This is a genomic window from Algorimicrobium algoritergicola, from assembly GCF_008086165.1.
GTDB lineage: Bacteria > Bacteroidota > Bacteroidia > Flavobacteriales > Flavobacteriaceae > Algorimicrobium > Algorimicrobium algoritergicola.
This window is the reverse complement of sequence record NZ_VSKL01000006.1, coordinates 66,177-88,275: the sequence shown is the minus strand read 5'-3', so window position 1 is coordinate 88,275 and position 22,099 is coordinate 66,177. Positions and strand designations below refer to the sequence as shown.

The 22,099-nt window shown below is 38.6% G+C and carries 12 protein-coding genes; 7 read left to right on the top strand and 5 right to left on the bottom strand.

The features are described 5' to 3' along the window. Positions 1-10: 10 nt before the first annotated feature. Positions 11-2,950, bottom strand: coding sequence for a SusC/RagA family TonB-linked outer membrane protein (locus tag ES675_RS13700; RefSeq protein WP_148367504.1), 2,940 nt, complete (start codon positions 2,948-2,950; stop codon positions 11-13). Between the two features lie 680 nt (positions 2,951-3,630). Here ES675_RS13700 and ES675_RS13695 point away from each other — a divergent pair. Both ES675_RS13695 and ES675_RS13690 read left to right on the top strand, forming a co-directional pair. Further along, on the top strand, positions 3,631-3,939 hold the full coding sequence (locus tag ES675_RS13695) for a helix-turn-helix domain-containing protein (RefSeq protein ID WP_066250244.1): 309 nt from the start codon (positions 3,631-3,633) through the stop codon (positions 3,937-3,939). Between the two features lie 1,584 nt (positions 3,940-5,523). Then, complete coding sequence (locus ES675_RS13690; protein WP_066250239.1) at positions 5,524-6,273, top strand: hypothetical protein; 750 nt, start codon at positions 5,524-5,526, stop codon at positions 6,271-6,273. 224 nt (positions 6,274-6,497) lie between these two features. Here ES675_RS13690 and ES675_RS13685 read toward each other — a convergent pair whose 3' ends face one another. The 4 genes from ES675_RS13685 to ES675_RS13670 form a co-directional block, all read right to left on the bottom strand. Further along, on the bottom strand, positions 6,498-7,640 hold the full coding sequence (locus ES675_RS13685) for a T9SS type A sorting domain-containing protein (RefSeq protein ID WP_066250237.1): 1,143 nt from the start codon (positions 7,638-7,640) through the stop codon (positions 6,498-6,500). A gap of 1,505 nt (positions 7,641-9,145) precedes the next feature. Further along, positions 9,146-10,432 (bottom strand): nucleotide sugar dehydrogenase, encoded by a 1,287-nt coding sequence (locus ES675_RS13680; RefSeq protein WP_066250230.1) that lies wholly within the window; start codon positions 10,430-10,432, stop codon positions 9,146-9,148. A 246-nt stretch (positions 10,433-10,678) separates the two neighbouring features. Beyond that, the gene (locus tag ES675_RS13675; protein WP_066250226.1) at positions 10,679-13,153 is read right to left on the bottom strand and encodes an exopolysaccharide transport family protein; all 2,475 of its coding nucleotides are present in this window, start codon (positions 13,151-13,153) and stop codon (positions 10,679-10,681) included. A gap of 3 nt (positions 13,154-13,156) precedes the next feature. After that, entirely contained in the window at positions 13,157-13,951 is a 795-nt protein-coding gene (locus ES675_RS13670) for a polysaccharide biosynthesis/export family protein (protein ID WP_066250223.1), read from the bottom strand. Positions 13,952-14,054: 103 nt separating this feature from the next. Here ES675_RS13670 and ES675_RS13665 point away from each other — a divergent pair, with 103 nt between their 5' ends. From ES675_RS13665 to secA, 5 genes are all read left to right on the top strand, one after another. Continuing rightward, complete coding sequence (locus tag ES675_RS13665; protein ID WP_066250221.1) at positions 14,055-15,914, top strand: ABC-F family ATP-binding cassette domain-containing protein; 1,860 nt, start codon at positions 14,055-14,057, stop codon at positions 15,912-15,914. 203 nt (positions 15,915-16,117) lie between these two features. Further along, positions 16,118-16,882 carry an O-methyltransferase gene (locus ES675_RS13660; protein WP_066250217.1) on the top strand — a complete coding sequence of 255 codons (765 nt, stop codon included), beginning with the start codon at positions 16,118-16,120 and terminating at the stop codon, positions 16,880-16,882. Positions 16,883-17,566: 684 nt separating this feature from the next. After that, complete coding sequence (locus ES675_RS13655; RefSeq protein WP_066250207.1) at positions 17,567-18,139, top strand: cob(I)yrinic acid a,c-diamide adenosyltransferase; 573 nt, start codon at positions 17,567-17,569, stop codon at positions 18,137-18,139. Between the two features lie 149 nt (positions 18,140-18,288). Continuing rightward, positions 18,289-18,510, top strand: a complete 222-nt coding sequence (locus ES675_RS13650; RefSeq protein ID WP_008637498.1) for a DUF2795 domain-containing protein — start codon at positions 18,289-18,291, stop codon at positions 18,508-18,510. A 152-nt stretch (positions 18,511-18,662) separates the two neighbouring features. Continuing rightward, positions 18,663-22,019, top strand: coding sequence for a preprotein translocase subunit SecA (secA, locus tag ES675_RS13645; RefSeq protein WP_066250204.1), 3,357 nt, complete (start codon positions 18,663-18,665; stop codon positions 22,017-22,019). The last annotated feature ends 80 nt before the right edge of the window (positions 22,020-22,099 follow it).

The following is a 22,099-nucleotide window of genomic DNA, read 5'->3' as shown; positions in this document are numbered from 1 at the left end:
TTTAATGGTGTTAAATACTGAAGTCTATCCCTAATGAAAACACCCGTAAAGGCGGTAACATACCAGAGGATTGGTTTTCAGGGTCAGGCCCCTTAAACTTGGTTAGGGTAAAGATGTTTTGTCCTTGTGCATATATCCGGCATCGGGCAGTACCCATACCCGTCATAGGAATGGTATAAGACAACGAAAGGTTTTTTATGCGTATAAACGAAGCATCACTATAAGCAGCATCACTTGCTATATAACGATAGTAAGCGTTGGTCACATCGCTGTTTAACCCGGTTGTATAAGGTTGAACAGGACTTGAATCGCCCGGTTGCTGCCAGGCGTCATTAAAGTCTACAGGTAAATTACTGGCAATACCTGGTAAAACACCCAAATAATTATAATTACTGCCTAACTGCTTAACAAATTGTAATGAAAAATCAAATTGCCAGTTTTTATAACCCATACTATTTTGTAAACCGCCAAAGTATTCGGGTGCGGTTCGTACAATACGCTCCCGATCATGACTAGAATTTAACTGCCCATCGCCATTATAATCTTCAAACTCATAAATACCAGTATCGGGATTCATGCCGGTATAATGGTAAACTTTTATAATGTCCAAGGGCTCACCTATAACATACTGATTGACATAAGTCGATCCCTCTAAATCTGGAAAGGACACTAATTTGTTTTTAGGTACGGAAATATTCAGGGAGCTCTTCCATGTAAAATGAGGCCGTCGTATCCAGTTGGCTTGAATATCAAATTCCCATCCGCTATTTTCAACCGTAGCATCCAAATTGGCAGTTACTAAAGGAAAACCCGTGGTCCCTGGTAAAGGAATACCAACGAGCTGATTAGAGGAGCGGTTGGTGTAATAAGCGGTTGTTAAAAATAACCGATCCTTTAAAAAACCCATCTCCAAAGCTACTTCCATTTTTCTATTGGTTTCCCAACTAAAATTAGGGTTATATAAACGAGTTGGTTCTAAACCGGTCTGCCCACCATAACCTAACCCAGATAAATGATACGTATCTAAATACTGATAATCACCAATTTGATCATTCCCAGTAGTGCCATAACTACCCCGCAATTTCCCAAAACTTAACCAACCCATGTGGGTATCAAAAAAAGCTGATTCCGAAAATAACCAAGCTGCTCCAATAGCACCAAAATTCGCAAATTGCCGGCCGGGACCAAACCGACTAGAGCCATCCCGTCGCCCTGTCAAATTAATAAAATAGGTATCGGCTAGAGCGTAATGTAAGCGAGCAAAAATGGCCTGATACCGATATTCGGTATTAGTGGTACTCAAGGCCGCAACTTGAGAGGCAGCCGACAAGTTATGTATCAAACTGTTGCTGGTAAACCCATAAGCATACAGCCCAGATTGGTCTCTTTGCCGACCTTCAAAAGTAGCTCCTAACAAGACATCTAATGTCCCGCCTAAAATAGACTGATTAAAGGTCACTTGAGGCTCAAAATTCCACGTTTGTAAACGAGCAGTATTTAAAATTAAGGTCGAAGAGGCACTGTCCAAACCGTACGAGGGATCATAAATAGTATGGGGAGTGGCTTTCGATTCGTCTAACTGTGTATCAGAAAAACCAATCCCCATCTTAAAGGCCAATGCAGGCAATGGACGGTATTCTAATTGAGCATTGGAAATAAGGTTGTTGTTTTTAGCAACATAGGTTTCATTCAGCAGTCGGTAAGGATTATTCCAGGTAGAGTTTTCCCAATTTAATGTCCCATCTGGATGATAAGGTTCGGGGGCATTGGGAGCTAGCGTATAAGCTTGCCGAGTCAAATCGGTGCCTAACAAATTATTAGTATCCGCTAAATAACTACCAGAAAGTAATACGTCAAACCTATCGTCTGTTGCTGTATGGTGTACATTAAAGCTTACCGCGTTTTTCCTAAATGAAAAATCACCTGGAAATACAGTGCTTTCCTTATAGTGCGTCCCACTCAATAAAAAACGCGTGGTTTCGGACCCTCCAGAAATCGTCGCTTGAACACTATTAGTATAGGCGGTTCCGCCTATAAGTTCGTTCTGCCAATCGGTATAGCGGTTTCTATCCCAGGTCCCATTTACATCATAAGCGTAGGAAGGAAACTCAGTTAAACCATCATTCAAAAAGGCTTGTTCACGCATAGTAAGATATTCTTGAGTATTCATCAAGTCAAGCCTTCGCGTCACACCCCCTACGCCAGTATAACTATTTACAGAAAATCGGGTTTTACCAGAGGTCCCTTTTTTGGTGGTTATCAAAACAACACCATTCGCGCCACGACTTCCATAAATAGCTGTGGCATCAGCGTCCTTTAATACCTCTATACTCGCTATATCGGCCGGATTAAGACTGTTTAATGGGCTTATCCCCTGCCCTGATAAGATGCCGCTCGAAATTAATGTACTACCTAAATTTTCGGTCGCAAACGGAATCCCATCTACCAAATATAACGGCGCACTCCCGTCCGCTCGCAAACTGTTTTTACCGCGAATCTGAATATCAAATCCACCACCGACAACACCCGTTGTTTGCGTAATATGAACACCAGACATCAACCCCTGCATCGCAGCCAACGGATTACTAACAGGCTGCTTGGCAATCTCTTTAGCAGTTATTTGAGCAATACTCCCCGTTTTGGTTTTCTCCGTGGTGTTATAATACCCAGCATTAATGGTCACCTCCCCTAATGCAGTTGCATCTTCTCGCAAAATCGCGTTAATAACTCGTAAACTCCCAACGGACAGTTCCATGGGTGTATAACCCAAATAAGATATCTGTAACGTGTCCGTAGGCTGCGCATATAATTCATAGCGCCCGTCAAAATCCGATACGGTTCCAACAACCGTGTGTTTAATAAGAATACTCGCCCCAGCAATGGGGTGCTGTCCGTCCGTAATGACCCCGGAAATGGGAATCTCTTGAGCATGTATCGCAACATGGAACATAAATACAAGGAACCAGCTGCTAAAAACAAGCCAAATCCTGAACAAATAATAAGTTTTTGTCATAACTTTGTATTGGTTAAATGGTTTATATAAGTTTAACTAGAGACCTACTCCAATGTCCTCGAAAACGAAAGGGTGGGTCTTTTTTTATGGGTGTCTTGTCTATCGCCAGCTAACAGCTTTAGCACAAACAAGTCCACAATAAGGTTATAGCATAGGCATCAATGGTTTTTAAAGTTAAGGGGTAAGCGGCCGCTTTTTAGAAAAATGTATCCAACCAATCTCCAACGGCCACGCCCCAAAAAAACTAATTCAAAAAGGTGTTAAATGCAATCCTTTGATAATGTACAGAAGTAGTGCCAAGAATCGGAAAGCAAGTACCAATGGCGCATAAAAAAGGCATGGAACTCAGCTTACTGCATCAGAGGTACTGGTATACCGAGGAACAATAAGTGAGCCCACGCCCATAGACGTGAGCATCATACTTATCCTCTCGTTCCTTTAAATTACCAGTTTTCTGATACGAGATTCTAAGCGAATGCTTCAATATGTTATTTGAAGAATCGCAAATATAAAATTATTTGTATTCAAATTATTGGAATACAGATTCAAATATAATACAAAAATTCGGTACGTCAAAGCGTACCTTAAAATAATTATAGAAATAGTTAATTGCATGTATGGATGATGCACTAGAAAAGAATATCAAATTCAAAATAGCTATTAGCTTAAACATTCTTTTAGAAAAAAGGAAAAACGATTACAAAAACGTAATAAAAAAAGACCTTTTAGGAGATAGTTATAACTCCATTGCTTTAAATGCAGACATAAGAAAAGCGACTGTTTCCAATATATTCAATGCTAGATCAAACCCAAATTCAATTACTTTAATATCAATTATTGAAGCTATGGGTTTTAGTTTAATAGATTTCTCTAAAATTTATTGCTCAATTAGTGAAAAAGATATTAATAAATTTAATAATCGCTAACATGAGTTTTAAAAACTTATTAAGGAAATAGTTCTTAAATTAAGGAATTCACATCACCTAACCCAACGTATTAATTATCTAGATCTTGGCTCCGCTCTTTAGTTTAAGAGGCGACCGAGCGTTAAGAAATAGTCCAGTGGACTATTTTAGTAAAGGGCCGAGCTGGCGCGTAGGCAAAAATAAGTAAACGAAGTTTGGTAGTGGAGTTTGACCTAAAACACTTGAGCAAACAAAGTTTGATCAAGGTGTTTAAAGCAAAGTGCAGCGGAAATAAAGAAAGAGCCTGCCTGCCGTTTTATAGGGAGTTTGAAAAGCAAACCCTCCGTCTAGCCCTTCTGCCGTCGGTCTAGCCACCTCCCTTTAACTAAAGGGCGGAGCCATTTTGCGCTTGTTCTCAAAAATAGATAAGACTTTGCACAAGTATCAAATTTTATATAATTTAAAAATAGAAAGTAGTTCATAACCCGCCTATTCTAAATAAACAATAACAATCTAGCTCCCCGCTTCAGTTGAAGCGGGGTGGACAAACGAAGTTTGGACGGGGAGTTTGAATAAACACAAAAGAATATAACCAAACAAGTTCCCCTCTTTAGATAAAGAGGGGAATGAATTTGATGTAGTGATAACGAAATCAAAGAAAGGGGAGTTTGATTTTAAGAGGCGACCAAACGTTAAGAAATAGTCCAGTGGACTATTTTAGTAAAGGGGCCTGCCTGCCGGAGGAAGGCGAGTTGGCGCGCAGGCAAAATAAGTTAACGAAGTTTGATCGGGGAGTTTGAAAAAACAAACCGGCCGTCTAAACCTCCTCCCGTCGATCTAGCCACCTCCCTTTAACTAAAGGACGGAGCCATTTGCGCTTGTTTTCAAAAATAGATAAGAACTTAAACAATTATCAAAGTTTAAATAACTTAAAAATAAAAGGCAGTTATTAGCCCGCCTATTCTGAACAAATAATAACATTCCAGGCTCCCTTCTTTAGCTAAAGAGGGGAATGAATTTATCGAAGTGCAACGGAGATAAAGAAAGGGGAGTTTGAATTTAAGAGGCGACCGAGCGTTAAGAAGTAGTCCAGTGAACTATTTTAGTAAATAGGCCTACCTGCCTTAGGAAGCCCCCTGCCGAAGCTAGGAACCTCAAACGCTACATTATGCACTTCTCATTTTTCACTTTTCACTTTTCACTTTTCACTTTTCACTTTTCACTTTTCATTATTCATTTTAAACCACGCCTGTCTGCCAAAGGAAGGCCTGCCTGCCGAAAAGAAGGAACCTTACGGATACTGTATGGATACTCCATGGATACTGTATAGATACTGTATGCCAAAGATATTTTGGCAGAAACAGGTAGTTATGGCAGAAATTGACGCCTACGTGCAAAAAGACGCGTAAAGCGAAACAAGCAGCAATAAAAATCAACTTCGGTAAAAATAACAAACACCTACTTCAACCCTTCCCTAAATTTAATCCAGATTTCAAGTCTGATATATAAAACAGCGGCCGATGTTTTGCGCGCACAGACAAGGAATCTTAAAATTAATTGTATAACAGAGGACGCCATGAAAAGTCCTCATAAATTCAAAACATTATGGCAAAATTAAAAAGCTTAATCAAGATCGAAGGAACCCTGGACGATCTTACCTTTTACAAGGGCAAGGAAGGGTTTTTAGTCAGAACCAAAGGTGGTGTAAGCAAAAAAAGGATTAATACGGATCCCGCTTTTGCTAGAACCCGAGAAAATGGTTCGGAATTCGGCATGGCCGCAACGAGTGGTAAAGTACTGCGTCGCGCCATCCTAGACCTATTGGTGGATGCCAAGGATGCCTTGGTAACTTCCAGACTCACACAAGTCATGACACGGGTAAAAAACGCGGACACAACAAGCGTTCGTGGTCAACGTAACGTGGCAGTGGGAATCACGACCCCAGATGGTCAGTTAGCTTTAAAAGGGTTTAACTTCAATATCAGAGCCATCATGAGCGCGGTGTTATTGTCAGATATAGACCTAACCACGGCGACTGGCGAAATTGTAATAGCAGATTTTACCCCTGCTCAAAATTTAGAAATTCCACTAGGTGCTACGCATGTCAGCTTCTATTCAGGATTTCTAAATCTGGATTTTGGTACGGAAGATAAGGACTTACAATTAAGTCCTGTAACCAATTTACCTATTGACAATACCAATACAACAGTGACGTTGACACCTGCCGGTGTCCCCGTTGGTACGGGTAGTGAGCTATACTTTTTAAAAGTAGCGTTCTTTCAAGAAGTCAATGGTGTGCAATATGCCTTAAATAATGGGGCCTATAATGCACTGCAGTTAATTGAGGTACTTTAGTTTCTATAGCTGAAGTATGGATTACCATGCGGGAGCTGTCTTTTCAGGCAGCTCCTTTTTTATACCCAACGTCCAGCCTCCAGCTCCCGGCTCCTTCCTTAAGCTGAAGGGCAACCAAGTGTTAGTAAAAAGTCCAGAGGACTGTTTTAGAACCTTTAATTTTTTTCAAATAAAAACCCCTTATAGATAATAACTATAAGGGGTCATGCTTTATAAGGTGGAATCTATTTTTTAACAATCTTTTTTACAATGGTATCATCGCCATCAATAATGGTCAGAAAATAAAGTCCTTTTTTCAAGTCGCTAACGTCTATACTTAAAGATCCTTTTTGCCCATCCAAGGACAGCTTCTTAATCGGGTTGCTGTTCATATCGTGGATGATAGCCTTGGCATCATCTGTCTTTAACGTATACGCCAATTCCAACTGATTAACTACAGGATTGGGGTAGATGGATATACCTGATGAATCAGTATCTGTGGTTTTCAACGTGTAAAATTGGTATATTGGTGAAACCAAATTCATACAACTTCTGAAGGTTTTGTTATAACTGTAATAATTGCTGTTAAGAACATGCGTAATATAACCGCCACCTATAACAGTGCTTTTATATAGCAATTGAATGGTGTAGGTACCATTTGAACTGCAACTGAAAAAACCAGAACTGGAGTTAGTAAGAGCAATATCAGAAGAACTACAGTTACTGCCATTTGGAGGAACTACCCGGAAATAAAGTTTGGAAGAATTGCCGTGGGTTCCCGATGCTTTAAAACCAATATAACCGGAGTTCTGACCTTGTTTGTTTTTTTGACAATAGGCATTCACATCCAAATTCACAGAAGCTGTTGCTTCTTTTTGTACAATAAAACGGTAGTAGCGTGTTTGGTAAACCTGACCACCACAACTGGCTTCTACACGAATGTTTCGGACACCTACTGGAAAATTATGGCCGTAAATATCTACTTGATTGGGTTGACTTCCTAGCAAACTCCCGCCAGAATGTGAATTGTATACGGTAACAGCTTTACTTCCGCAAGGGGAACTGCCAGCGTTCCAAGAACATGTATTCACCTGATTTCTGAAACGCAAATCTGTTTGCAACTGATTTTGAAAATAAGGTATGGTAAAGGTATATACATTCACAGTATAATTCGGACCACCTGCAGATTCAATAATTGTAGACGTGGACAAGCCAATAGCGTTTGTGTTGTAGTAATTGAAATGAATCTCTCTAGCAGTGGGGCTGTTAGGGCTTGGTAAGCAGTTTTGTGCCTGAAGGCCACCTGTAACCAATAAAATGAGAGCCAGATATAAATACCGGCCTTTCATCTGCTGAAGCTTTGATTTTAAATTGTTTAAGTTATTCATGATATAATGTGTTTTATGACCCCTACTCTGTTAGCTTTTCGGGAACCGCTTTCAGAGGTATATACACAGAGAGATGAATTTGTTACCCTTAAATCCCGTAAATAGTTGTAAAAAAAACCAGTGTCATTCAGAGTTTCTCATCTATCAAGGCCTACTTTTAATTAGTGTAGTAAAACCAATAAAAGCCGCCGCATAAGGCAGTAGAGGATGGCCTAGCGCAGCGATTGTCACCGCAGGCATAGATTTTATGAAGTTTTCAAGACAACGAAAATCAGCCTAGATTTTTTTGGTTCGTTTTTTTATCAATGAAACTGCGAAGCATATCATGAAACCTTAAATTAAAATAAGCAATTGAATAAAAAATGAACATGTATCAATGAAAATTTAATAACACTAAAAATAAAATAAACAAGTGTGGTGAGTACAAAAGAATGAAAAAAATAGCAAGCAATAATTGCAAATAAAACGCTAATAGCTAAACCAATAGCCCAACCGTTTTCAGAAATAGCAAGCTACAAAATAAACTAAACCATCAAATAAAAAGGGAGTTATGAACAAAATACAATTCACATTCCATAATGATCTTAAGAAAAAAAGCTTGCGTCACGCAGTGATTTCCTAAAAACGGTTTTGATTTTTTGGTTCGTTTTGCATCAAGGCAACTGCGCAGCACATCATAAGTACCAATAAAAAATATAAACGCACGAATAACTGCGAAGCACATCATGAGTTCCACTAGAAAATAAGCATGAGCGAATAAAATGAACATAATATTATAAATAATGCAACTCTAAAAAGTTATAAATCAAAGTAATTTTACAATCCAAGTTAACTTAAAGAAAAAAGCGAACGTCACGCAGTGCACTGCGAAGCACATCATGAGTACCACTAGAAAATAAGCATGAGCGAATAACTGCGAAGTACATCATGAGTTCCAATAAAAAATATAAACGCACGAATAACTGCGAAGCACATCATGAGTTCCAATAAAAAATATAAACGCACGAATAACTGCGAAGCACATCATGAGTTCCACTAGAAAATAAGCATGAGCGAATAAAATGAACATAATAAATACGTATTTAACTGAAAGTCAAAAATAGTTAACCTTCAAAAGGTCTTACCTAAACAATAAGCCATAGTTTAAAAGTTGAAAAGAATGTAATAAAACTGACAAACGGCCTACTTTTCGATGCCGTAGTAAAACTAATAAAAGCCGCCGCATAAGGCAGCGGAGGATGGCCTAGCGCAGCGGTTGCCATCCGCAAGGTAAGGCTTTGATGCAGTTTTCAAGGCTACTAAAATCAGCCTAGATTTTTTTGGTTCGTTTTTTTATCAATGAAACTGCGAAGCATATCATGAAACCTTATATTAAAATAAGCAATTGAATAAAAAATGAACATGTATCAATGAAAATTTAAAAACACTAAAGAAGTCCCCTCCAGAAATTTATGAACTAAACAACTCCACAACTCACAACTCACAACTCACAACTCAACGTCTAACTACAAACGCCCATCCGCCTGCTCCTTGGGCAATAACGATTTCACATCAAATACAACACCATTCACACCTTTCAAAGCCATAACATCAAGCGTTAAAAATTCGTTATGCGAAACGGCTAATACAATCCCGTCATAATTTCCGGTCAAATCAGCAGCTTGAGAAATCAAGTTCAAACCATATTCATGATGCACTTCTTCAGCCGAAGCCCAAGGATCAAAAACAGTAACATTCACGTGATAAGTTTCAAATTCTCGGATAATATCTATAGCACGAGAATTTCGGATATCCGGACAGTTCTCCTTAAAGGTGATGCCTAAAACAAGTACATTGGACCCTTTGATAGTCGCACCTTTTTTAATCATCATTTTAACAGTTTCGGTAGCCACATAACCACCCATACTGTCATTCATTTTACGGCCTGCCAATATAATTTCAGGGTTATAACCACTTTCAATAGCTTTTTGCGCCAAATAATACGGGTCTACACCTATACAGTGCCCACCAACCAAACCAGGGGTGAACTTAATAAAATTCCATTTCGTACCGGCGGCCTCTAATACCGCTTTCGTATCAATGTCTAATAAGCGGAAGATTTTTGACAACTCATTCACAAAGGCAATATTTATATCACGTTGCGAGTTTTCAATAACTTTGGCTGCCTCTGCCACTTTAATCGAAGGGGCTTTATGGGTGCCCGCCGTAATAATAGAGCGGTATAAATCATCAACTACGGTGGCTATTTCTGGCGTAGAACCAGAAGTAACTTTCAATATTTTAGTTACGGTATGTTTTTTATCACCCGGATTAATACGTTCAGGTGAATAACCGGCATAGAAATCTTCATTAAAGGTCAGTCCAGAAACAGAAGCCAAAATAGGCACACAAATATCTTCGGTAACACCAGGATAAACAGTCGATTCATAAATAACAATATCCCCTTTCTTCAGAACCTTTCCAATAGCTTCACTGGCTTTAATCAAAGGTGTAAAAACGGGCTTATTCAAGGAGTCTGTAGGCGTTGGTACGGTAATAATATAGATATTAGAATCTGCCAAAGCGTCAACATCATCTGTAACATATAAACCCGTATCACCCAAGGTATCCGTTAATACGGCTTCCAATTCAGATGGCGTAACTTCCAACGTTCGGTCTTTCCCAGAACGCAACTCCTGAATGCGCTTGCTATAAATATCAAAACCCGTTACGGCATATTTCTTGGCAAATTCAACAGCCAATGGCAAACCCACATAACCCAATCCTACAATAGTAATTTGATGTTTCTTCATTGATTTATTCTTTAATTATCGCTGTAACGCGTATCCTAATCAAACTTTTGCAACTCTGCCTCTTTGTAACGCTGTAACTCTGTAACTCTGCAACTCTGCTACTCCACAACTCTGAAACTATGCAACTCTGCAACTCTGCTACTCTGCAACTCTGCAACTCTGCAACTCTGCAACTCTGCAACTTTGCAACTTTGCAACTCTGCACCTCCACAACGCCACAACTAACACCTCAAACCTCACACCTCATCAAATCCGTTTCAAAAACTGCCTAACCCGACCAAGTATTCCTTTTTTATCATCGTCATGGTAAGCATTCCCGTAAACACCATAGCCATAACCATAGCCATAACCGTAGCCATAACCGTAATTATGATTGGTTTTATGCTTATAGAAGTTCAAGACGAAGTTGATATTCTTAATTTCACCACCACGATATTTGGCGTTAATCAATTGGAGCATCCCTTTTTTAGTATAGTCCAAACGCACCATAAATATAGACGTATCGGCATATTTTACCAATTCCAAAGCATCGGTCACCAAGCCTAAAGGGGGCGTATCTAACACAATAATATCATAAGTTTGACGGAGTTCTGCAATCAGTGTCTCCATATTCCCACTCATCAATAATTCGGAGGGGTTTGGAGGGATAGGCCCTGCAGGAACCACATCTAGATTTTCAATATGTGTATGATTAACAACCGAAGCAAAATCCGATTCACCAATAAAATAATTCACCATCCCCGTATCATTAGTCAAATTGAAATCGTCAAATATTTTAGGTTTCCGTAAATCCAGCCCTAATAGAATGGTTTTCTTCCCACTCAAAGCATATACCGTGGCTATGTTTATGGAACAAAACGTTTTTCCTTCACCACTCACGGAAGAGGTAATCATTATGGTTCGACCACCGTCCTTCGGGTTCTTATTGAGAATAAATTGCAAACTAGACCGTATAGACCGGAAGGATTCCGCTACAGCCGATTTAGGCTTTTCAAATACTACCAAATTATTATGGTAGCGGTATTTTCCAATTAATCCCAAAATAGGAATTTTTGACAGGCGCTCCACCTCATCAGACCCATGAATGGTATGATCCAATAAAAAGATGACGAATATCAGAAACATCGGAATAAAGAATCCCAGCATCAAACCCATCATATAATTCAAGGATTTATTAGGACCAATCAGTCCACCCCCTATATCCTTGGCTTCATCAATAATACTAATATCAGATATGTTGGCAGCCTTCACAATAGCGGCCTCACTCCGCTTATCCATATACAAATTATAGGCTTCCTGACTAATATCCAACTTACGCTGAATCTTTAAAAACGCTTGCTGATCTTCGGGTAAACCACTCAATTTGGCTTCTAAATTAGCAATGTTGGTATTGAGACTATTCATCAGAATCCGAATGGTACTTTTCGTAGCCCTAATAGTTTCTAAAAGCACATTCTTTTCAGCGTCAATTTTCCGATCTAAATCTTTAAAAATAGTCGAACTCTCACGGGTGGTATACTCATAGCCTTGACGTTCAATCGCCAAAGCCGTTATTTTAGAAACACTACTCTGTATATTACCTTCTTCAATACCAACAGAGGATGGTGCGGCAATACTGGTATAATCGGTCTTCGTTTGAAGGTAGTTCTCTAAAGCGTCTAAATAATTGAGTTTGCTAATTTCTGTTTCTTTTTGCATCTCCAAATCCTTCAGTTTACTGGAGATATCAGCCATTTCTGTAGAAACATCAAATACCTTATTTTGCTTCCGGAAGGTATTCATCTCATCTGCAAAGTCTTTTAAATTGGTATTAACCGCATTCAAACTACTATCAATAAATTTTATCGTATTGGTGGCATACAGGTTTTTGCGTTCCAGTTCCGTTTCACTCAAAATAATAGCGGTGGTATTCAGGTAGTCTACAATTTTAGACTTGTTATTCCCAGCTAAACTCAAACGCAACACAGAAGCAGAAGCACTACTAAAGGGACTGACCCCAATACCGTGTTTATAGCTATTAACAATTCCATCAAAATTACTAAACTGCATAAAAAATTCGTGTCCAGTTTTAATCGTTCGGTCAGGTCGCAAGGTCACAACACCATGAAAAAAGGGCAAATTAACCACCTCTCCTAATGCAAATTCCTTTTGAAATGGCCCTAAAGGTAATGAAACAGGTAGCCGCTCTTTAGTGTCATAACGCTGTCCAGAACCCCGCTCCGATTCAAATGCCGTAAATACTTCAAATGAAGAATCTGATAAAAACCGAATGCCAATAAAGTGCCCTAACAATTGTGGTTGCGCTAAATCAGGAGTAAACACAAAAGGGGCTTGTTTATAAATATCTATTTTACGGTATTTACCTTCTTTAAAATAGTTCATATAGGACTTTAACGAATCCACGACCTTTTCGTTGTGGGTTCGGGTTTGTAACGTGGTAATGGTTTTCCCCATTTTCCCAGACACACCACCCCAATTAAAAGAAATACTGGTATTAGCAGTAAAAAAAGGGTTCTGATCGTTTTCTACAGAAATAAGCGATTCAAGCTTATAAACATTCTGTTTCCGGACATTGATGAAATAGGCAATAATCAGAGCCACACCAATACAGGCGAGTACAAATTTCCAAAGATTTAGAATTTTAAATAGATACCCCTTAAAGTCGAAATTAATACTCCCGCCTTCGCCTGAATCCATATCGTCATAATCGTATTCTGCCATAATTTAAAGCCTGTCTATAAGTAAGATAGTAGTGGTTACAAATGAAACTACGGTTATAATTGTCCCAAATGTTTGTAAACCTGTCACACCGGTTCCCCATGATTTTTGTTTCAAGGGCTTTACATAAATAATATCATTCATTTGAATATAATAATACGGAGAATCCATCACGCTGATATCCAATAAATTCAAATGGTGAATTTGCTGCCCTTGAGGGTACTGCCTGATAATAGTCACATCCTTTCGGTCTCCAGTGACTGTCACATCTCCAGCATTGGCAAGTGCTTCAAAAATATTAACTCGGGGCTGATACAAGGTTTGCGTTCCCGTACTCCCCACTTCACCAGTAACGGTAAATCGCAGGCCTGTTAACTTCACAGTCACAAAGATATTAGAGGTTTCCTTAAGTTCTTCTTCCAATAGTTTAGTTTCCAATAATTTTTCTATCTCTTCCGTGGTATAACCTAACACGTTCACTTCGCCTAGAATAGGAATCCGAATATTCCCATGTAAATCCACGGTAAACCCATCAAAAAAGGCGCGCTGATCCCCAGACGCGTTTAAATCTTGTTCACCGGAAGGGTTAAACATTTGAATGTTTGTTTGATCCATCGCTTTCACACGGATATTCAAAATATCATTAATTTGTACGCGATAGGGTTTCTGTTTTTCAGTAATAACTTGGGTCGTATCGGTAGCGGTACCTTTATTTTGTAGGTAAACCAACTCTTTATTGGGTATACAAGACACAGATAGCAAGGCGATTAAACCAAGTATAATAACATATAAATGCTTCATGTTGAGGGTGCAAGTTTCTTCACAAATATAGCTTTTCAGTAGGAATATCAAAACTTATCGTATAAATTTTGAATTATTTACGTTCTTTGCAAAAAAATAGACGTTGAACTACCTTACTGTTGAAAATATATCGAAATCTTATGGCGAATTAACGCTATTCGAAAACCTGTCCTTTAGCATCCATAAAGATCAGAAAATTGCCTTTGTGGCTAAAAATGGAACGGGAAAGACCTCTATTTTAAATATGTTAGCTGGAAAAGATACAGCCGATTCGGGTCAAATCATCTACCGAAAAGACATTACGGTTGCCGTCCTGTCTCAAGACCCCGAACTCAATCAGGACCTTACGGTGGAAGAAGCCATTTTTGATACCTCCAACCCCATTTTAGAGGTTATTAAGGATTACGAGAAAGCCTTGGAGAATCCGGATGATGCCGAAGCCTACCAAAAAGCCTTCGAGCTAATGGATAGCCATCAGGCTTGGGATTTTGAAACCCAGTATAAGCTTATTTTATCCCAATTAAAACTAGATAACCTCAATCAGAAAGTGAGTGCCTTATCGGGGGGGCAGAAAAAACGCTTGGCATTGGCCAACGCCTTACTTAAAAAACCAGACTTATTAATTTTAGATGAGCCTACCAACCATTTAGATTTAGAAATGATTGAGTGGCTAGAAGATTTCTTTGCCAAAGAACAAATTACACTCTTCATGGTAACACACGACAGGTATTTTCTAGAGCGTGTGTGTAATGAAATCATTGAGTTGGACCATGGGCAATTACACACCTATAAAGGAAACTATTCGTACTATCTAGAGAAGCGCGAAGCACGTATTGAAAATGAAGCGACTGAAACAGGAAAAGCCAAGCAACTCTTTAAAAAAGAATTGGATTGGATGCGCAAGCAACCCAAAGCACGTACTACAAAATCCAAATCGCGAATAGACGATTTTCACGATATTAAACACCGTGCCAATCAAAGACGTCAAGACCATCAAATCCAGTTAGAATTGAATATGGAACGCCTTGGCAGCAAGATATTAGAGCTTCATAAAATTAGTAAAAGTTTTAAAGACAAAACCATTCTAGACAACTTTGAATACACCTTTAAAAAAGGGGAACGCATTGGCATTATTGGTAAGAATGGAACAGGTAAATCCACCTTTTTAAATATCATTACCCAATTACACCAACCAGACGCTGGTAAAGTGGTTATTGGTGAAACCGTGAAATTCGGCTATTATACCCAAGCAGGTATTAACATCAAACCCAATCAAAAGGTAATTGATGTGATTAAAGAATACGGCGAGTATATTCCCCTTAAAAAAGGAAGTCAAATTAGTGCAGGTCAATTGCTGGAGCGCTTTTTATTCAGTCGAAAAAAGCAATATGACTTTGTAGAGAAATTAAGTGGTGGTGAACGTAAACGATTGTATTTATGTACCGTATTGATTCAGAATCCAAACTTTTTAATTCTGGATGAGCCAACAAACGATTTAGATATTGTAACCCTAAATGTCCTTGAAAGCTTTCTATTAGATTTCCCAGGTTGTTTAATGGTGGTCTCTCACGACAGGTATTTTATGGATAAAATTGTCGATCACTTATTAATATTTCGTGGCGAAGGGGTTGTGGAAGATTTCCCGGGGAATTACTCCGACTTCAGGACTTATGAAGACAGCCAAGAACCAGAATCCAAAGAGGATGATAAAAAGGAAAAGAAAAACTGGAAAAAGGATAATAATACCAAGTTAACCTACAACGAGCAAAAGGAATACAAAAACATTGAAAGTAAAATAAGCAGTCTAGAACACAACAAGCAGACCATGGAAAAAGAATTCCTAAACCCAGACTTGTCACCAGACGAAATCAATACCTTGTCTGAAAAATTACAAAAGGTTCTAGATGAAATTGATGAAAAAGAAATGCGCTGGTTTGAGTTAAGTTCAAAGCTAGAAGAGTAAGAATAGTTTACAGTCGCAGTTTCCAGTGACTTAAACAAACAAATAGTTATATGACTTTAATGTTTTATGTAACGGTTTACTTAATAACTTAATAACCTTGAACCTTTTACTCGGAACCCGTCAGTTCGAGTGTCCCACCGCAAGGAGGGATGTATCGAGAACAACTACCAAAAACCGAACACTGAACACTGAACACTAAAAACGTGTACCAACAAAAGAAATACATACAATTCCTTTCAAAATCCAGCAACCAACACGGTGTCCACTCCCCGTTTGTGTACAACCTCATCACAAAATGCTTTTATAACAAAACAACCTATCCGGCTTACAAGGATTTAAAAACATACAGACAAAATCTCCGGAGCAATAAGGAAGTCATTACCATAACGGATTTAGGATCGGGCTCTAAAAAAACCAACACGAAGGAAAGACGCATTTCAGAAATAGCCAAAACGTCTGGCACACCTTTAAAGCGCGCCAAATTAGGGTATCGCTTAACCCAGTATGTCCAACCAGAACATATTTTGGAGTTGGGCACATCTTTAGGCATTGCCACACAAGCCATGCATTTGGGACATCCACAAGCAAAAATCACGACGATTGAAGGCTGTCCAAATTGCTCCAAGTTCACACAAACGGCGTTAGCAGATTATAAAAACATCCAATTCCTAACAGGCCATTTCAGCCAGCATCTCAATAAAGGAAACCAGCAGCCTTGGGATCTGGTCTTTTTTGATGGCAACCATACCAAAGAAGCCACAATAGCATATTTTGAAACCCTTCTCCCATCAGCCCACAACGACACCATCTTTATTTTCGATGATATTTATTGGTCCGAAGGCATGACCCAAGCTTGGGAAATCATCAAACAACACCCGCAAGTATCCGTTACCATCGACACCTTTTTCTGGGGCTTTGTATTTTTCCGTAAAGAACAAGGCAAGGAACATTTCACCATCCGAATATAGTATTACAAAACCAACTCTATTCAGCTCCTCTCTTCAGTTGAAGGGAGGTGGCTAGATCGACCATAGGAGATCTAGACGGAGGGTTTGTTTTTATCAACTTAACAACAAAGACCTCCACAACTCCGCACCTCTGCGCATATCTGTGAAAATCTCCCGTGCAACTCCGTGTAATAGGCCGCGAATCTTTCCACACCAATTAGTGTTAATCCGTGAAATTCGTGTCTTAAAATTTCCAAACGCAATCTCTAGAATAAATGGGTTCAGACCTCCGCAACTCAACAACAAACAACTCCACATCTCAAACCTCATTAACTCATTAACCCAATAATGCATTAACTCCACAACTCCGCATATCTGTGAAAATCTCCCGTGCAACTCCGTGTAATAGGCCGCGAATCTTTCCACACCGATTAGTGTTAATCCGTGAAATTCGTGTCTTAAAATTTCCAAACGCAATCTCTAGAATAAATGGGTTCAGAACTAAACAACTCCACAACTAACAACTCCACAACTTCACAACTCAATAACTCATTAACTCATTAACTTAAATCCTCATTTACGCATTAACGCATCAACTCCACAACTAACAACTTCACGCCTCCGCGCCTCCGCAAGAGAAAATAAACAACCCATAATTTTGTCCAATCCCACAGAACCATTAACTTTGAATAACAAACAATTCCTATGAAAATTTACACCAAAACAGGCGATAAAGGTACAACCGCATTATTCGGTGGTACGCGTGTTCCCAAGCACCATATCCGTATAGACAGCTACGGAACCGTTGATGAATTAAACTCGCATTTAGGACTCATACGCGATCAAGACATCAACACACATTATAAAGAATTGCTCATACATATTCAAGATCGCTTATTCACGGTAGGCGCTATTTTAGCTACCGACCCGGAAAAAGCCATATTAAAAAATGGAAAGGAGCGTTTAAATATTCCTAAAATTTCCGAAGAAAATATTGAACGCCTCGAACAAGAAATTGACAGCATGAATACAGCCTTGCCACCTATGACACATTTTGTATTACCGGGCGGGCATCAAACCGTGTCATTCTGTCACATAGCACGCTGTGTATGCCGTCGTGCGGAACGTTTAGCGTCTGCTTTAAACGATTTCGACCCGATTGACCCCTTGGCAATGACCTATTTAAACCGTTTATCTGACTATCTTTTTGTGTTGGCACGAAAGTTGTCCTTTGACTTAAACGCAAATGAAGTGAAGTGGATTCCTGAAAAACAGTAAACACGTCAAAATAGCACAGCATAAACCTGTAAGTGGTTTAAAATAAACCATTAAAGGCACGTTCTTATAAATAAAGTGTAATTAATTGATTTTTTTCTTGTGTATTTAAACTAAAAATTTATTTTTGCAAAAATTAAAACACATTACAAATGTATTGGACATTAGAATTAGCATCCTATTTAAGTGATGCGCCTTGGCCAGCGACGAAAGACGAACTTATTGACTATTCAATTAGAACAGGAGCGCCATTAGAAGTTGTTGAAAACTTACAATCTATTGAAGATGAAGGTGACTCCTATGAGTCTATTCAAGAAATCTGGCCGGATTATCCAACAGACGAAGATTACCTCTGGAATGAGGATGAATATTAATACTATTAAAATTTAAAAAGTCTCGCCTAGAGGCTTTTTTTATGTTTTAATACGTAAATAACCGAACAAAAAAACGTTTTTTTGTAATTCAAAAAAGCAAACACATATTTAATATTAGTATGTAGTACTAATACAACCTAAACACCTAACAAATGAGTTTTTTAGATTCAGTCCTTAAGGTATTTGTTGGCGATAAGTCGAAACAAGACGTCAAAGCCCTCATGCCTCTAGTTGAAAAAATTAAAACATACGAAGCTGCTCTAGAGCAATTATCTCACGATGATTTACGCGCTAAAACAGCCTACTTTAAAGAGAAAATAGCCGAAGCTAGAAAGCCGCTTAATACAGAAATTGAAGACCTTCTTAAAAAAGCCAACGAAACTGAAGATATTGACCAACGTGAAGATATCTATTTAGAAATTGACAAAATTAAGGATACCATTTATGCGGTTACGGAAGATGTTTTAAATGACATCCTTCCCGAAGCCTTTGCTGTGGTTAAAGAAACAGCGAAGCGTTTTGTTCATAACACAGCAATTCCTGTTACAGCAAACACTTTCGACCGTGAAATTTCAGGTGAAAAGGATTATGTAACCCTTGAAGATAATCAAGCCGTATGGGCAAATTCTTGGGATGCTGCAGGAAAACCAATTACTTGGGACATGATTCATTATGATGTCCAGTTAATTGGTGGTATTGCCATGCACCAAGGTAAAATTGCCGAAATGCATACAGGTGAAGGTAAAACATTAGTAGCTACATTGCCGGTGTATTTAAATGCACTTGCTGGTAGAGGAGTTCATTTAGTAACGGTGAATGATTACTTAGCCAAACGTGATAGCGCGTGGATGGCACCAATATTTGAATTCCACGGGATGCGTGTGGATTGTATTGATTACCACCAACCAAATTCTGCGGCTCGTAAAAAAGCCTATTTAGCAGATATTACCTACGGAACAAATAACGAATTTGGTTTCGATTATTTACGGGATAATATGGCGCATGCACCTGACGATTTAGTGCAACGCCCACACCATTATGCTATTGTAGATGAGGTCGATTCAGTGTTAATTGATGATGCTAGAACACCATTAATTATTTCAGGACCTATTCCTCAAGGTGATCGTCATGAATTTACAGAATTAAAGCCCAAAGTAGACAGTATTGTTTCCGTACAGCGTAAATACCTAACAGGTGTTTTAGCGGAAGCAAAGAAACTAATCGCAGAAGGTGACACCAAAGAAGGTGGTTTCCAATTACTACGAGCACACAGAGGTATTCCAAAAAATAAAGCATTAATTAAGTTTTTAAGTGAAGACGGAATTAAACAATTACTTCAAAAAACGGAAAACCATTACATGCAAGACAATAACCGCGAAATGCCAAAAATTGACGCGGAATTGTACTACGTTATTGAAGAAAAAAATAATCAGATTGAATTAACCGATAAGGGAATTGAATTCCTATCGGGTGAAGATGATCCGAATTTCTTCGTCATGCCAGAAATAGGTATTGAAATTTCTAAAATTGAAAATCAAAATTTATCATCGGAAGAGGAAGCCAATTTAAAGGAAGATTTATTCAGAGATTACGGTATTAAATCAGAACGTATTCACACCTTAAACCAATTGCTAAAAGCATATGCCTTGTTTGAAAAAGACAATCAATATGTAGTAATGGAAAACAAAGTGATGATTGTGGATGAGCAAACCGGTCGTATTATGGATGGGCGTCGTTATTCTGACGGTTTACACCAAGCGATTGAAGCAAAAGAAAATGTAAAAATTGAAGACGCTACCCAAACATTTGCAACAGTAACACTTCAAAATTATTTCAGAATGTACCGCAAGTTATCAGGTATGACAGGTACCGCTGTTACGGAAGCAGGTGAATTCTGGGAAATATATAAATTAGATGTGGTTGAAATTCCAACCAATAGACCAATTGCACGTGATGATCGCCAAGATTTAGTGTATAAAACCAAGCGTGAAAAATACAACGCGGTTATTGATGAAGTAACAAAACTTTCGGAAGCTGGTCGTCCAATTCTAATTGGTACAACCAATGTAGAGATTAGTGAGTTATTAGGAAAAATGCTTTCTATTAGAAAAGTACCTCATAATGTATTAAACGCGAAACTTCATAAAAAAGAAGCCGATATTGTTGCGGAAGCTGGTCAACCAGGTCAAGTAACAATTGCAACCAACATGGCTGGTCGTGGTACGGATATTAAATTGTCTGAAGCGGTTAAACAAGCAGGTGGTTTAGCTATTGTAGGTACGGAACGTCACGATTCACGTCGTGTGGACCGTCAGTTACGTGGTCGTGCTGGTCGTCAAGGAGATCCAGGAAGCTCACAATTTTATGTGTCATTAGAAGATAATTTAATGCGTCTTTTTGGTAGTGAACGTATTGCCAAAATGATGGATAGAATGGGGTTAGAAGAAGGTGAAGTGATTCAGCATTCTATGATTTCAAAATCTATTGAGCGTGCACAGAAAAAAGTAGAGGAAAATAACTTTGGTGTTCGTAAGCGTTTATTAGAATATGATGATGTGATGAACTCTCAACGTGAAGTAGTTTACAAACGTCGTCACCACGCCTTACATGGTGAGCGTTTACGCGTGGATTTAGCAAACATGATTTATGATACCTCTGAAGGTATTGCAGAAACGAATAAAGCAGCTAACGACTATAAGAACCTGGAGTTTGAACTGATTAGGTACTTCTCCATGAGTTCGCCTGTTACGGAAGCAGAATTTGGAAAATTAAGCGTCCAAGATTTAGCGGGTAAAATTTATAAAGCGGCTTTTGAACATTACCGTTCTAAAATGGAACGCAATGCCGAATTAGCATTTCCGGTTATTAAAAATGTATACGAAACGCAACGTGATAAATTTAAGCGTATTGTAGTACCATTTACCGATGGCGTAAAAAGTATTCAGGTGGTAACAGACCTTGAAAAAGCCTATGAAACCAATGGTAAACAATTGATTAATGACTTTGAGAAAAACATCACATTAGCCATTGTTGACGACTCGTGGAAAACGCATTTACGTAAAATGGATGAGTTAAAACAATCCGTTCAATTAGCGGTTCATGAGCAAAAAGATCCCTTATTAATTTATAAATTTGAAGCATTTGAGTTATTCAAAGGCATGATTGATAAAGTAAATAAAGATGTAATTTCATTTTTATTTAAAGGGGAATTACCACAAGAAACAACCGATGCTATTCAAGAAGCGCGTCAATCTAATAAAAAAGAAAATCTTCAAACCCAAAAAGAAGAAATTCAGAATTTAGATGAACGTTCTGCTCAAAATCGATCTACCGGAAACACACAACGTCAACCTGAAGTGGTAGAAACAATTGTTCGCGATAGCCCAAAAATTGGTCGTAATGACAAGGTTACTATCAAACACGTGATGAGCGGTGAAAATAAAACAGTGAAATTCAAACAAGCTGAACCACTTATAGCCAAAGGTGATTGGGTATTAGTGAATGATTAAGAACTGATTACAGTATATTTATAAGAAAAATCCGAAGAAACCCTTCGGATTTTTTTGTTTCAGGTACTTATAACGAGGAT